This window comes from Chromobacterium sp. Beijing, from assembly GCF_021496765.1.
In the GTDB taxonomy this organism is placed as follows: domain Bacteria; phylum Pseudomonadota; class Gammaproteobacteria; order Burkholderiales; family Chromobacteriaceae; genus Chromobacterium.
On record NZ_CP053750.1, the window covers coordinates 134,448 to 148,711 of the forward strand.

Annotated in this window: 12 protein-coding genes; 10 read left to right on the forward strand and 2 right to left on the reverse strand. The window is 65.5% G+C overall.

What is annotated here, in order from left to right:
- Window positions 1–40 precede the first annotated feature (40 nt).
- The 8 genes from htpG (at window position 41) to greB (ending at window position 8,329) form a co-directional block, all read left to right on the forward strand.
- Window positions 41–1,936, forward strand: coding sequence for a molecular chaperone HtpG (htpG, locus tag HQN78_RS00705; RefSeq protein WP_235087320.1), 1,896 nt, complete (start codon window positions 41–43; stop codon window positions 1,934–1,936).
- Between the two features lie 127 nt (window positions 1,937–2,063).
- Window positions 2,064–3,569: a hypothetical protein gene (locus HQN78_RS00710; protein WP_107798525.1), complete on the forward strand. Its 1,506-nt coding sequence runs from the start codon at window positions 2,064–2,066 to the stop codon at window positions 3,567–3,569.
- Window positions 3,570–3,633: 64 nt separating this feature from the next.
- A complete protein-coding gene (locus tag HQN78_RS00715) occupies window positions 3,634–4,482 on the forward strand; it encodes a ScpA family protein (RefSeq protein WP_107798526.1) in 849 nt (282 codons plus the stop codon).
- A 77-nt stretch (window positions 4,483–4,559) separates the two neighbouring features.
- The gene (locus tag HQN78_RS00720; protein WP_107798527.1) at window positions 4,560–5,093 is read left to right on the forward strand and encodes a GNAT family N-acetyltransferase; all 534 of its coding nucleotides are present in this window, start codon (window positions 4,560–4,562) and stop codon (window positions 5,091–5,093) included.
- A 67-nt stretch (window positions 5,094–5,160) separates the two neighbouring features.
- Window positions 5,161–5,793 (forward strand): SMC-Scp complex subunit ScpB, encoded by a 633-nt coding sequence (gene scpB / locus HQN78_RS00725; protein WP_107798528.1) that lies wholly within the window; start codon window positions 5,161–5,163, stop codon window positions 5,791–5,793.
- A gap of 297 nt (window positions 5,794–6,090) precedes the next feature.
- A complete protein-coding gene (locus HQN78_RS00730) occupies window positions 6,091–7,239 on the forward strand; it encodes a pseudouridine synthase (protein WP_370646624.1) in 1,149 nt (382 codons plus the stop codon).
- 2 nt (window positions 7,240–7,241) lie between these two features.
- Entirely contained in the window at window positions 7,242–7,742 is a 501-nt protein-coding gene (locus HQN78_RS00735) for an NUDIX domain-containing protein (RefSeq protein WP_158274240.1), read from the forward strand.
- 32 nt (window positions 7,743–7,774) lie between these two features.
- On the forward strand, window positions 7,775–8,329 hold the full coding sequence (gene greB / locus HQN78_RS00740; RefSeq protein WP_107798531.1) for a transcription elongation factor GreB: 555 nt from the start codon (window positions 7,775–7,777) through the stop codon (window positions 8,327–8,329).
- A gap of 69 nt (window positions 8,330–8,398) precedes the next feature.
- Here greB and HQN78_RS00745 read toward each other — a convergent pair whose 3' ends face one another.
- Window positions 8,399–8,662: a zf-TFIIB domain-containing protein gene (locus tag HQN78_RS00745; RefSeq protein WP_107798532.1), complete on the reverse strand. Its 264-nt coding sequence runs from the start codon at window positions 8,660–8,662 to the stop codon at window positions 8,399–8,401.
- Between the two features lie 97 nt (window positions 8,663–8,759).
- Window positions 8,760–9,227, reverse strand: coding sequence for a MarR family winged helix-turn-helix transcriptional regulator (locus tag HQN78_RS00750; protein WP_199225819.1), 468 nt, complete (start codon window positions 9,225–9,227; stop codon window positions 8,760–8,762).
- A gap of 86 nt (window positions 9,228–9,313) precedes the next feature.
- Between HQN78_RS00750 and HQN78_RS00755 the strand changes: the two genes are divergently transcribed.
- Together HQN78_RS00755 and HQN78_RS00760 are read left to right on the forward strand one after the other, a co-directional pair.
- Window positions 9,314–10,471, forward strand: a complete 1,158-nt coding sequence (locus tag HQN78_RS00755) for a PLP-dependent aminotransferase family protein (RefSeq protein WP_227104407.1) — start codon at window positions 9,314–9,316, stop codon at window positions 10,469–10,471.
- A gap of 1,089 nt (window positions 10,472–11,560) precedes the next feature.
- Complete coding sequence (locus HQN78_RS00760; protein ID WP_235087322.1) at window positions 11,561–14,221, forward strand: AMP-binding protein; 2,661 nt, start codon at window positions 11,561–11,563, stop codon at window positions 14,219–14,221.
- The last annotated feature ends 43 nt before the right edge of the window (window positions 14,222–14,264 follow it).

The following is a 14,264-nucleotide window of genomic DNA, read 5'->3' on the forward strand; positions in this document are numbered from 1 at the left end:
ATCTGATGCGCATCGTTGACCAACTCTTGTTTAAGTCACCATGAGCGCATTGAAAGAAACCCTGGGTTTTCAGACCGAAGTCAAGCAGCTGCTGCAGCTGATGATCCACTCCTTGTACTCCAACAAGGAAATCTTCCTGCGTGAACTGATTTCCAACGCCTCGGACGCCGCCGACAAGCTGCGCTTCGAAGGCCTGGCCAAGCCCGAGCTGTTTGAAAACGAGCCGGAGCTGAAGATCACCATCGGCTACGACGCCGAGGCGCGCACGCTGACCATCGCCGACAACGGCATCGGCATGAGCCGCGACGAAGTCATCGCCAATATCGGCACCATCGCCAAGTCCGGCACCAAGGCCTTTTTCGAGCAGCTGTCCGGCGACGCCAAAAGGGACGCCAATCTGATCGGCCAGTTCGGCGTCGGCTTCTACTCCGCCTTCATCGTGGCGGACAAGGTCACGCTGACCACCCGCCGCGCCGGCGACGCCGCCGCCACGCGCTGGGAATCCCAGGGCGCCGGCGAATACACGCTGGAACAGGTGGAGAAGGCCGGCCGCGGCACCGAGATCGTGCTGCACCTGAAAGAGGGCGAGGACGAGCTGCTGAACGACTGGAAGCTCAAAGGCATCGTCCGCAAGTACTCCGACCACATCTCGATCCCGATCGAGATGAAAAAGGGCAATAGCTACGGCGAAAACGGCGAAGTCATCGTCAGCGACGAAATGGAAGCGGTCAACTCCGCCTCCGCGCTGTGGACCCGCGGCAAGAGCGAGATCAGCGAAGAGCAGTACAAGGAATTCTACAAGCACGTCGCCCACGATTTCACCGACCCGCTGGCCTGGAGCCACGCTCGCGTCGAGGGCCGCCAGGAATATACCGAACTGCTCTACATCCCGTCGCGCGCGCCCTTCGATCTGTTCGACCGCGAGCGCAAGCAGGGCGTCAAACTCTATGTGCGCCGCGTCTTCATCATGGAAGACACCGAGAAGCTGATGCCGCACTACCTGCGCTTCGTGCGCGGGGTGATAGACAGCAACGACCTGCCGCTGAACGTATCGCGCGAGATCCTGCAGGAAAGCAAGGACATCGACGCCATCCGCAACGGCTGCGTCAAGAAAGTGCTGGGCCTGCTGGAAGACCTCGCCGCCAATCAGCCGGAAAAATACACCGAGTTCTGGCAAGAGTTCGGCCAGGTGCTGAAAGAGGGCGTCGGCGAGGACATGGCCAATAAGGAGCGCATCGCCAAGCTGCTGCGCTTCGTCTCCACCGCGTCCGAAGGCGCCGAACCGGCGGTAACGCTGGGCGACTACGTCGGCCGGATGAAGGAAGGCCAGGACAAGATCTACTACATCACCGCCGACACTCTGGCCGCGGCCAAGAACAGCCCGCATCTGGAAGTGTTCAAGAAGAAGGGCGTCGAGGTGCTGCTGCTGACCGACCGCGTCGACGAATGGGTGGCAGGTTCGCTGTTCGAATTCGACGGCAAGGCGCTGCAGTCCGTGGCCAAGGGCGCGCTGGATCTGGGCGCGCTGGAAGACGAAGCCGACAAGGAAGCGCAAAAGCAGGTGGAGGAAAGCGCCAAGCCGGTGGTGGAGAAAGTACAGAAAGCCCTGGCCGACCGCGTCAAGGAAGTGCGCGCCACCGCCCGCCTGACCGAGAGCCCGGCCTGCCTAGTGGCCGGCGAGCACGATATGAGCGCCCATCTGGAGCGCATGCTGAAAGCGGCGGGCCAGCCGGTGGAAGCCAGCAAGCCCACGCTGGAGATCAACCCCGAGCACGTGCTGGTGAAACGATTGGCCGAGGAGGCCGACGAGGCGCGCGCCGGCGATCTGGCCCAGGTGCTGTACGACCAGGCCCTGCTGGCGGAGGGCGGCAAGCTGGAAGACCCGGCCGCCTTCGTCAAGCGCATCAACAAGCTGATGCTGGAGCTGTCGGCTTAAGCCGAACGCCGCTTCCGCAGCAATGCCCCGCCGAGCGCGGGGCATTTTTTTGCGCTGGCAATAATGCCGCGCCAAAAATCATGGCGGGGCGTATCATCGGCGGCTTCTCTCTCGCTATGACCTGGTCATGATGGAACTGTCGCTGATTCACGCCCTGCCGGATGGCCCTTGGCTGGCACTCGACCTCAAGGCGGTCCAGGCGCAACTGGAGGCGCTGGCGGCGCAGCCGGCCGCTCTCGCCGCGGACAAGGCCGGCCAGTGGCTGGCGCAATGGCGGCGTTCGGCCTTGGCGCCGGCGGAACGCCTGCAACTGCTGCAGGCGTTGAGAGCGCCGTTGGCCGCGCTGGCGGCGCGGCTGGAGCGCGGCGCGGCGCGGCAGGATCTGTCCTGCACCCCGGAGGCGCGCGCGGCCTTGCAGTCGGCCCGCCATGTGCTGCGGCAATGGCATGAGCAGTGCAAGCTGCTGGCCCAGACGTTCAGCGCGCAGGAGACCGGCCGTTTTTCCAGTTCGCGCCCGCGGCTGGAGGCTCTGCAACTGGCGCTGGCCAGCGGCTACGATTTGCTGGCGCTGCACGCGCGCAGCTACGCGCCGCTGCACAAGGGCTTCTGGCGCGATTGCCACCGTCTGTACGCCTACGCGCTGGCCCAGGGCTGGGAGGGCCGGCAGGCGCAGGGCGGCGCGGCGGCGCCGGGGCTCAGCTACCGCCGGCTGATGTTGTTGGGCATGACCGCCAGCAACCGGCTGGAGGCGGCCAAGATCGCCCTGCTGCTGCAATGGCTGGAGCAGCACGCCGGCCTGCTGCGCGTGGAGCAGCTGGATCAGCCGCTGGGCGAGGACGGCGCGCTGGCCTTCCGCGCCGACGCCGACCGGCCGGCGCGCTTCTGCGCCGAACTGGACCTGGACGGCGACGGCGTGTGGTGGCGGCTGGACGCCGGCCGCTTGCTGGAGCGCCTGGACGAATTGGGCCGTCAGCGCCAGCGACAGGGCCTGGACGACGGCCACGAAGCCTGGCTGCTGGCGCGTCTGCGTCAGGAGTGGGGCGCGCCGCCGCGCCGGCGCCATGTCCGGCTGCGCCGGCTCAGCGTCGAAACCGTAGAGCTGGTCAGCCTGCTGCCGCGCTGCTGGCGGCTGGCCGCCGGCGAGCCGGCCGACGGCGAACTGGAGCCCTGCCGTTTGCAGATCAGCAATCTCAGCGCTTCCGGCCTGTTGCTGCAGGGCGAATCCTTGCGGCAGCCCTTGCGCGCCGGCGAGGTGGTGATGCTGCGCCGCCGGGGCTTCGGCTGGCAGCTGGGCCTGGTGCGCTGGGTCAGCTTCGGCGGCGAGGACATGCAGACCGAGTGCGGGATAGAGTTCATAGGCAAGCGGCCGCAGGCGGTCGAAGTCGCCGCCGTCACCAGCCACGCGGCCGGCGGTTTCGAGCCGGCGCTGCGCATGCAGGCCGAGCGCCATTTCCGCCACTCCGGCATCCTGGTGTTGCCGGGCCGCCTGTATCAGGCCATGCGGCCGTTTCATCTGCGCGGCGCAGACGGCGAGTGCCGGGTGCGCGCGCTGCGCTTATTGCAGCAGACCGCGCATTATCAATTCGTGGAAATCAAGATAGACGAGCTGCTGCCCGCCGACGCGGCCGTTTGAGCGGCGGGCCCGGCGGCGGACAAGTTCCGCCACGGCGCCTGCCAGTGCTGGTATCCTTGCCGCCATGAGCAACGCCCCCCTTCCCGAAGCCCGGTCTTCGGCCGACGATTTTCAGCTGACCGCGCCGGAATTGCCGCCCAGCGTGCCGATCGCGCACGTGTTCGGCCAGCCTGTGCTGGAAGTGCCGCAGGATTTGTTCATCCCGCCGGACGCGTTGCAAGTGATTCTGGACAGCTTCGAAGGCCCGCTGGACCTGCTGCTTTATCTGATCCGCAAACAGAATCTGGACGTGCTGAACATCCCGATGGCGGACATCACCGTCCAGTACATGGCCTATATCGACGCGATGCGCGACGGGCGTCTGGAACTGGCCGCCGAATACCTGCTGATGGCGGCGCTGCTGATCGAGATCAAGTCGCGCTTGCTGCTGCCCAGGCCGCAGCTGGACGAGGAGGGCGAGCCGGACGATCCGCGGGCTGAGCTGGTGCGCCGCCTGCTGGAATACGAGCAGATGAAGCTGGCGGGGCTGGAGCTGGACAAGCTGCCGCAGGCCGACCGCGACTTCGCCTGGCTGGCGGTCTTGATCGAGCAGTCCGCCGAGCAGCGGCTGCCCGACGTCAGCCCGGTGGATCTGCGCCAGGCGTGGATGGCGATTCTGTCGCGCGCGCGCCACCATCGCCACCACAAGGTGGAGAAGGACGAACTGTCGGTGCGCGAGCAGATGAGCTGGATTCTGCGCTATCTGGACGGCCGCGAGTACGTGCCTTTCGAAGAGCTGTTCGACGCGGACAAGGGCGTCGCCCATCTGGTGGTCAACTTCATCGCGGTGCTGGAACTGGTGAAGGAGGGGATGGTCAAGGTCAGCCAGGAGGCGCCGTACCAGCCCATTTATGTCAGGATTGCGCTGGTCTGAGGCGGACGCGCGCCGATTTGCACTTGATGTTGGCGCGGCAGCGATTAGGATACAGGTATCCATTGCGAGAGCATGCCATGCACATCGAAGCGGCCGACCAGAAACATCTGCCAGCCTATCGGCCTTTTTTTCAGGCCTGCCACGAGGAAGGGCTGGACTATTACCGCCGCGCCGGCGCGGACCCCGACGCCTGGCTTGGGCAATTGCTGGAACACGCCGAAGGGCGGGCGCTGCCCGAGGGCTGGGTGCCGTGCCGCACCTGGTTCCTGATCAACGGCCGCACCGAGATCATAGGCGCGATCCGCCAGCGCTTGGCCGACAGCGCGCTGATCGTGGAGCGCATCGGCCACATCGCCTTCGAAGTGCTGCCGGCCTGGCGCGGTCACGGCTACGGCAGGGTGCTGCTGCAATACGTACAGACGCTGGGCGAGAAGCCGGCGCACGGCAACTGGGTGCTGGTCTGTCCGGCGGACCGGCCGGCGGCGGTGCGCACGGTGGAGGCCTGCGGCGGCCAGTTGCTGGAAACGATGGAGCACGGCGGGCGGGCGTTCCGACGTTACAGCCTGACCGCGCTGGCGGCCTGGGACGACATGGCGGAAGGATTAATTTAGCTCCGGACGGAGAGTTCATGTAGAATGTCCGGTTTCCTGCGCAAACGTGTTTCGGCTTCACGGCTCAATGTCCACCATCACCGACCTAAAATATCTGAAGATCGTGCTGGAGACGGCGTTACTGACCGCGCAGGAACCTCTGTCGGTTGCCATGCTCAAAAAGCTGTTCACCGAAGAGGTGAAAGCCGCGCTGATCAACGACATCCTTGACGATATCCAGAGCGACTGGAGGGGCAAGGGCGTTGAACTGGTCAAATTGGCGTCGGGATGGCGCTTTCGCGCCCGAGCGGAGTTCACGCCATACTTGAACCGCTTGAACCCGGAAAAGCCGCCGCGATACTCGCGCGCGGTAATGGAAACCTTGGCGATCATCGCCTACAAACAACCTGTGACCCGTGGCGATATCGAAGCGATACGCGGCGTATCGGTGTCCACCGGCGTGATGCAGACTCTGCTGGAACGCGGCTGGATCGAAGTCATCGGCCACAAGGACGTACCCGGCAGGCCGGGCTTGTATGCCACTACCCGAAAATTCCTGGACGATCTGGGCTTTGTCTCGCTCAAGGATCTGCCGCCGTTGGCGGAGCTGGGAAGCCTGGTAGTGCCCGAGGCGATGCCTAGGGATCAAGGCCCGGCAGCGGCCACAGACGACATCCCCCTCGACGATGAGGCGGATAATTTCGAGCCCATCGCAGAATAACATCGACATTCTGCCGGTTGCTCGCACGGAAAGAGCAAAGCACATATGTCTAAAGGACAACGCAATCACGCCCGCCAGCCGGTGGCGCGTGTCAAAGGTCGCGAAACATCCCAAGCGCGCCAGCCGGGCACCGGCGGCGTTCAGCCGCGCGGCAAGACCCAGGGCGGCATGATCAAGAACCGCAACGGCCAGCCGGCCGAGGCCAACGCCCGGCAAGGCCAAGCCCGCGCCAACGGCGGCAAGGGCCGCGCGCCGCAGAACGGCCGCGCCGCGCGCGACGCCTACGGCAACCCGCTGATGCACGAAGGCACGCCGCTGTTCAAGCTGAGCCGCCGCGAGCAGGAACAGCAGCAGATGCAGCAGGCGCAAGGCCGCAACAAGCCGACCTACCAGCGCGACAGCAACGGCGACTTCAACGGCAACGTGGCCCTGGATCACGAACGCCGCTTCGGCAACAAGAACGCCGCCGCGCCGGCGGGTCAGCCGGCCGCGGGAAAGGGCGGCGCTCAGCCGCGTCAGGGCAAGCCGGAGGGCGGCAGGCCGCAATTGGTGCAGAAGGCCAAGAAGCTGCGCTTGCGCAGCCCCAATCAGGACATCAAGGACAAGGCCAAGCGCCTGCGCGAAGTCCGCGTGGACCTGGACGACATCGAGCCGGTGCGGCTGCAAAAAGCGCTGGCGGCGTCCGGCGTCGGCTCGCGCCGTGAAATGGAAGAGTGGATCGAGGCCGGCCAGGTCACGGTCAACGGCAAGAAAGCCAGCCTGGGCGACCGCGTCGGCCCGCGCGACCGCGTGATGGTCAAAGGCGACCAGATCAAACTGAAATGGCCGGACCGCCTGCCGCGCGTGATCATGTATCACAAGGAAGAAGGCGAAATCGTCAGCCGCGACGATCCGGAAGGCCGCGTCACCGTGTTCGACCGCCTGCCGCAGGCCAAATCCAGCCGCTGGGTGGCGATAGGCCGCCTGGACGTCAATACCTCGGGCCTGCTGCTGATCACCACCAGCGGCGAACTGGCCAACCGCATGATGCACCCCAGCTTCGAAGTGGAGCGCGAGTACTCGGTGCGGGTGCTGGGCGAGCTGACGCCGGAAATCATGAAGCAGATGGTGGCCGGCGTGGAGCTGGAAGACGGCGACGCGCGCTTTGACCGCATCTTCCAGAAAGGCGGCCCGGAAGAGGCGGCCAACCAATGGTTCAACGTGGTGATCAAGGAAGGCCGCAACCGCGAAGTGCGCCGCATGTTCGAGCACTTCGGCCTGACCGTCAGCCGGCTGATCCGCGTGCGCTTCGGCAATATCGGCCTGCCTCCGCGCTTGAAGCGCGGTCAGTTCTACGAACTGAACTCCGCTGAAGTGGCCGCGGTGATGAAGTGGTCCAATCTGACCGTCACCGGCGGCAAGAAAGCGCCTCCGCTCAAGAAGGCTTCGGCCAAGGCTCACCGCTGAGCGTGCGCGCCCTATTGTGGGGCCTGGCCGCCCGCGCCTGGACGCGCTTGCGTGGCGAGGCGCCGGTCTCCGCGCCGGCTCCGCTTGCGAGCGGCAAACGCGAGCGCGCTTCCATCGCCATCGTCGACGGCGGGCGCATCCTGCTGATGCATCGCCTCAAACCCGGCAAGGACTATTATGTGTTGCCGGGCGGCGGCATCAAGCGGCGCGAGACGGCTGCCATCGCCTGCGTGCGCGAGACGCGCGAGGAAACCGGGCTCAACGTCCGTCTGGGCGGCAGCCTGTGCGTGCTGGACGCCAAGGACAGGGTCGAACACGTGTTTCTGGCGGCCAGCCACGCCGGTGAGCTCAGGCTGGGCGGGCCGGAGCTGGCCAAGATGGGGCCGGACAATCATTACGCGCTGGAGTGGCTGGATCGCGAGCAGTTGCAGCGGATCAAGCTGAAGCCCAAGGGGCTGCTGCCGCATTGCCTGGCCTTGTTGGAACCCGCCGCCGGCCGTTGATGCTGGCGTTTTTCATGGATGGATGGACGAAGATGAGCAAAGCGTTTACCAGGGAAAACGACGAGGCGGAAGAGGATCTTCCGGTTGAGCGGCGTCTGCCCGCTTCCACCAAGAACTACATCACGCCCGGCGGGTGGCAGCGGCTGAAGGACGAGCTTTATCATCTGGTCAACCGCGAGCGGCCGGAAATGGTGCAGGTCGTGAACTGGGCGGCCAGCAACGGCGACCGCTCCGAGAACGGCGACTATCTGTACGGCAAGCGCCGCTTGCGCGAGATCGACCGCCGCATCCGTTTTCTGACCAAGCGCTTGGAAATCGCCGAGGTGGTGGACCCGGAAACCCGGGAAGCGACCGATCAGGTGTTCTTCTCCGCCACCGTGTTGATAGAGCGCGGCGACGGCAGCGAGCAATTGCTGCGCATCGTCGGCGTGGACGAGATCGATCTGGCGCGCGGCCGCATCAGCTGGATCTCGCCTATCGCGCGGACGCTGTTGAAGGCGCGCGAGGGCGATTCAGTGCTGTTTCGCGGGCCGGACGGCGACGAAGACATCGAGGTGCTGGAAGTGCGTTACGAACGCATAGACTGAACCTTCGAGCAAGAGCAGGGCAAGACGGCCCGGACATGAGTCCGGGCCGTTTTTGTATCCGGGGACGGATCAGTCCAGCAGCTTGCGCAGCCAGCCATGCTTGCCGCCGTGATGGCCTCCGTGGCGGCTGTCCCGACGGTGTTCGTCGTCATGGCCGCGACCGTGCGCGGACGGCGCGTAAGCGGCGGCGGGGGCCGCCGGAGCCTGGGTTTGCAGCAGGCGTTCCAGCTGGCCGGGCGCCAGCCAGACGCCGCGGCATTGCGGACAGTAATCGATGGCGACGGACAAACGTTCGCCCATCAGCAGGGTGACTTGGCAACTGGGACAATTCATGGCGTGCTCCTCGGCGCGCCGGACTGGCGCGGTAGGTCGGGAAAATGCGATGGACGGGCCTCGCCAGCGCATTGCAAACCATGAAGCGGCTACAGGGTCAAGCTTTGCCGCGCGAGGGCGCGTCGTCGGGGCGCGAGTGCGAGGCCAGGCTGCGGTTGATCTGCATCCAGCCAGCGGTGGCCGGCTTCCCCGTCTGCTCAAACGCCGTTTGCAGCAGTTTCAGCTGCTCGCGGTGCAAGGCTTCCTCCAGCTTGCGTCCCTCCGAAGTCAGCGTCAGTTGTTTGACCCGTTTGTCGTGCTGGGCGGCCACGCTTTGCACCAGCGCCATTTCCAGCAGTTGGCGCAGCGGCATATTGATGGCCTGCTTGGTCACGCCCAGCGCGGCCAGCAGGTCCTTGACCGACAGGCCGGGGTAGCGGGCGACGAAGAACAGGATGCGGTGGTGCACGCGCGCCAGGCCGCGTTTGGCCAGCATTTCATCCGGTTTATCGGTGAAAGCCTTGTAGGCATGGAAGAAGGCTTCCATGGCGGCGCGCATGTCGTCGGACGGAGATAGGTCAGCCATGTTGACGGAACCTGCTGTGGTCGGTAGATTGAGTCAATATTATTGACATTAGTAAGAAAGTTGCGGACAAGCTTATGCAGAGTACCATGTTTTCTGAGCGCATCGAGCGGCTCAGCGGGTCGCTGATCCGGGAAATCCTGGCGGCGGCGCAACAGCCGCAGATGATTTCCTTCGCCGGCGGCCTGCCGGCCGGCCAATGCTTGCCGCAGCTCGATTTCACCGATATGCCGGCGGGCCTGGCGCAATACGGCGCCAGCGAGGGCGAGCCGGAATTGCGCGGCTTGATCGCGGAGCAGGCGCGGCGCATGGGCATCGCTTGCGAGGCAGAGCAGGTGTTGGTGCTGTCCGGCTCGCAGCAGAGCATCGATTTGTGCGCCAAGCTGTTCATCGATCCCGGCACGCCGGTGGTGACCGAAGGGCCGACTTATCTAGCGGCCTTGCAGGCTTTCAAACTGTTCGGCGCCCGCGTTCACGCAGTGGCGCAACGGGAAGGCAGGCTGGAGCCGCAGGCGCTGGCCGCCGCCTTGAGCGAGTCTCAGGCGCGCTGCTCTTATCTGATTCCCAGCTTTCAAAATCCGGCGGGCAGCTGTTACAGCGCCGAAGACCGGCAGGCGCTGGCGGCCGTCATCGACGCCGCCGGCGTGCCCTTGATCGAGGACGATCCTTATCGCGCGCTCAGCTACGACGGCGAAGCGCCGGCGCCGCTGGTCAGCCATTTGAAGCGCGCACCGTGGATTTACTCCGGCTCCTTTTCCAAAACCCTGGCGCCTGGGCTGCGCGTCGGCTTCCTGATCGCCTCGCCGGAGCTGTATCCCTATCTGATGCGGCTGAAGCAGGCGACCGATCTGCACACCAACCGCCCGGCGCAGTGGTTCATCGCCCGCCAGCTGAGCGACCCCGGCCATGAGCAACGGATGTTGGACTTGCGCGAGGTGTATCGCGCCGGCCGCGACGCGATGCAGGACTCGCTGCAGCGGCATTTCGGCGATCTGGCCGATTGGCAGTTGCCGCGGGGCGGGCTGTTTTTCTGGCTCAAGCTGAAGCGGACGAGAGATACCCGCGCCTTGCTGCCGCTGGCCTTGAAGCAGAACGTCGCCTTTATGCCGGGCGAGGCCTTCTTCCCCGAGCCGGAACAGAACCTGGGCTATCTGCGCCTGAATTTCAGCCATGCCTCGCCGGAGCGGATCGAGATCGGCATCGCCAGACTGGCGGCCTTGCTGCGGGATACCGCCGCCGCGGAGTAAGCCGCCGCTCCAGGTCTCCGCGCAGTCCGCGCCTTAAGCGGAACCGCGCCGCCTCGTCCTTGAGGCGGCGCTTCACACTCTCTTCCCGCCATCCGGCCCCGGTTCGCTTTCCCCCTCTATCCTTCCGCCTGTCCGCCCAGATCGCATTATTAAGAAAATTTAATATGTCATAAGCATTGGTTGATGTCCGAACATTATGACAATGCTGCCTGCGCCGGATGTTTCGTTACCGAACGTCATCCTTATATTTATTTTCTTTAATAAAAGATTTTCCGGTATTGGATCAATTAATTGAACAATTGCCTGTTGTTTATGCCGTAATTGTCAGGTCGATTGAAATTTAATTGATCGGCCTCGGCGCTATTTTTATAGGCCAGTTCGCGGCGCTTAAATCTTTGATATTGCCGCGAAAATTCGTGTTTCAAAAAATATAAGCCGTAAATCGGCTGAAGTTGTAACTGGCAGTTCGGGGGATGCTTTTCCTAGAGGTCTTTCAGTATAGTGCTGACGCTTAATTCTTCCTGTGCGGGATTTTTAGAATTAACGCGATCAAATAAATCTATACGAAAACAATTTGAGCGTCAATATTCATTGCGTTTTCCTGGTTTTGGACGACACGGGGAAATAGGAATGCAAAGCGTAAAGCAATGCTGATTCGCAATGGTTTGATCGCTGAAATGATATCGAATCATCTCAAAAGAAAGTCCGATTACGGCGCATGAGACACATTGGCAATTCTATTCTCTTGATTCAAACGCTGCTTAGGCAAACCGCCGCGCACGCGTCACGCATCCTTACGTGAAAACGAAGGGATGATCCTCGCCAACCTGTCGAAGAAACGGTTTCGATAGGGCGGAATATATCAAAAACAGCATGGCTGCTTCTTGAATGGGGCGGGCTACGGCCCGGCCTGTATTTAAGGTTCTCGCGATCGTCGCGGCATTCGTCGCGGCTGAGCGCGTGACAGGGCGACGGCGCAAGCCGGCCCGATTGGGGTGACGCGACGACTCGAGCCATGCCATATGGGTGGATTCGATGGGCGCGCGCCCGGCATACCCGGAGCAGTTGTCGATACATGGAGGTCATGCAATGTATTCCTCATCCGATGTCGCATCTCGGCGGACGCCCGCCGCCGACAAGTTCGGACCTCATCAAGCTTTTCCGCATAGCGAAGCGCCTAGCATCGCCCGGCAGTTGCTGTGGCGGGCGGAGGCGAGTCCCGAGCGTCTCGCCTACGCGTCGGCCGATCCGGAGAAAGCGCTCGCGCTAAGCTATGCGGCGCTGTGCGAACGCGCGTCCGGCATCGCCGCGCGTCTGGCGCAAGCGACCGAGGCCGGCGAGCGCGTGATGCTGGTCTATCAGGAGCCGCTCGATTTCCTTCCGGCCTTCTTCGGCTGCTGCCTGGCCGGCGTGATCCCGGTGCCGGTGGCGCCGCGTCACGGCCGCGACACGATGGCGGCGATCGCTCAAGACTGCGGCGCCGCCATCGCGCTGAGCGCGGAGGCGCGGGACGCCTTGCCGGGCCTGCGCTGGATGCGCACCGACGAGGCCGAGCGCGCCGCGCCCTTTTTGCGGGCGGCGAAGGACGCCAGTCCGGCGCTGCTGCAGTACACCTCGGGTTCGACGCGCACGCCGCAGGGCGTGGTGGTCACGCAAACCGGGCTGTGGGCGACGATAGACGATCTTGACCGCGGCGCGATGCACGACGCGGACAGCGCGATGATCAGCTGGCTGCCGTACTTCCACGACATGGGCCTGGTGTACGGCATTCTCACCCCCTTGCAATGCGGCTTTCCCGCCTATCTGATGGCGCCGGAGAAATTCGTCGCCCAGCCCATGTCCTGGCTGCGCGCGATAGCCGCGCGGCGCGGCACCCACACCGCCGCGCCGAATTTCGCCTACGCCTTGTGCGCGGACCGCGCGGGCGATCTCGCGCCGGGCACCGATTTGTCGTCCTTGCGTTATGCGCTGAACGGCGCGGAGCCGGTGCGCTGCGACACGGTGCGCCGCTTCGAGGCGGCCTTCGCGCCGTTTGGGCTGCGTTCTTCGGTGGTGGTGCCGGGCTACGGCCTGGCCGAGGCGACCTTGAAGGTGACCGCCGGCCGTTGCGGCGAGGGCACGCGCGGCGTGCGCTTCGCGCGGGAGGCGCTGGCGCGCGGCCGCGTGTCGCCGCAGACGGACGGCGTCGAATTGGCGGCCTGCGGCGTCAGCCTGATCGATACGCGCGTCCGCATCGTGGACCCGGACACGCGCGCGCCGTGCGCGCCGGACGCCGTCGGCGAAATATGGGTGACCGGGAGCACGGTCGCCGACAGTTATTGGCGCCGCCCGGAGGAGTCGCGCGAGATCTTCGGCGCGCGGCTGGCCGACGGCGACAGCGCATGGCTGAGAACCGGCGATCTGGGCTTTCTGCACGAGGGCGATCTGTTCGTCACCAGCCGCTTGAAGGATTTGATCATCGTCGGCGGCCGGAATGTCTACAGCCACGATCTGGAAGACACCGTGTCGGCCTGCCATCCGTCGATTCGGAAGGGGCGCGCCTTCGCCGCCGCCGTCGACGGCGAGGACGGCGAAGGGATTCTGATCGGCGCCGAGGTGCGCGGCGGCTGCGGGGAGGCGGAGGCCCGTGACATCCTGCCGGTGATTCGCGCGGCGCTGGCGCGGGAGCACGGCGTGGCGCCGGCGCGCATCGCGCTGCTGTGGCGCGGCAGCATCCTGCGCACCTCCAGCGGCAAGACCCGGCGCGGCGCCACCCGCGACGCGCTGCTGCGCGGCGAACTGCGCATCGTCGCCGACGACGCGGCCGAGGCGGCCGACGACGCGATTCTGGCCGAGATCGCGCGCTTCGTGCCCGGCGCGGCCGCGTCGCCCGACGCCAGGCTGATCGATCTGGGGCTGGATTCGCTGTCGGCCGCGCGGCTTGCCGCCGCCGCGCGCGCGCGTCATGGCGTGGAATTGTCGTTCGCGGCGCTGTTCGCGCTCTCCGCCCGGCAACTGCGGCGCGAAATCGTCGACGCCCCGCGCCTGGACGCCGCGGCGCCGGCCGCGGCTCGCCGCTATGCGGCGGGGGAGGCGTTCGAACTGTCCGAGATGCAGCAGGCTTACTGGATAGGCCAGCAGGGCGGGGTGCCGCTGGGCAGCGTGTCCCCGCACATCCGCGTGGATTTCGAGATAGACGCCGCGCGCGCGCCGGAACTGGGCCGGCGCCTCGCGCGGCTGGTCGCCCGCCACCCGTCCTTGCGGATGACGGTGGGCGCGGACGGGCGCGGCGCGTTCGACGCGCTGGCCTACGACCCCTTGCTGCCGCCGCAGGATTTGCGCGGGCTGGACGCGGCGGAGGCGGCGGAACGGCTGGAGGCGACGCGCGAGAGCCTGGCCGAGCGCGACGGCCCGCCCGTGCTCGCCGTCGTCTCCCGTCTGACCGAGAGCGCGGCTATCCTGCACCTGCGGCTCAGCCTGCTGGCCGGCGATCTGCGCAGCTTCCTGCAACTGATGGCCGAGCTGGCGCGCGACGCGGCCGAGGAGGCCCCCGCGCAATGCATCACGCCGATGACGCCGCCGGCGGCGACCGAGGCGCAGCGCGAGGCCTGGCTGCGCCGGGTCGAAGCCATCGCGCCGGCGCCGGAGTTGCCGATGAAGATGGCGCTGGCCGAGGTGGCCGAGCCGCGCTTCGCCAACCGCCGCCGGGAGCTGCCCGCCGCCTTGTCCGCGGCGCTGACGGCGCGGGCGCAGGCGCTCGGGTCACGCTGACTTCGCTGTGCATCGCCGCCTTCGCCGACACGCTGCGGCTGTG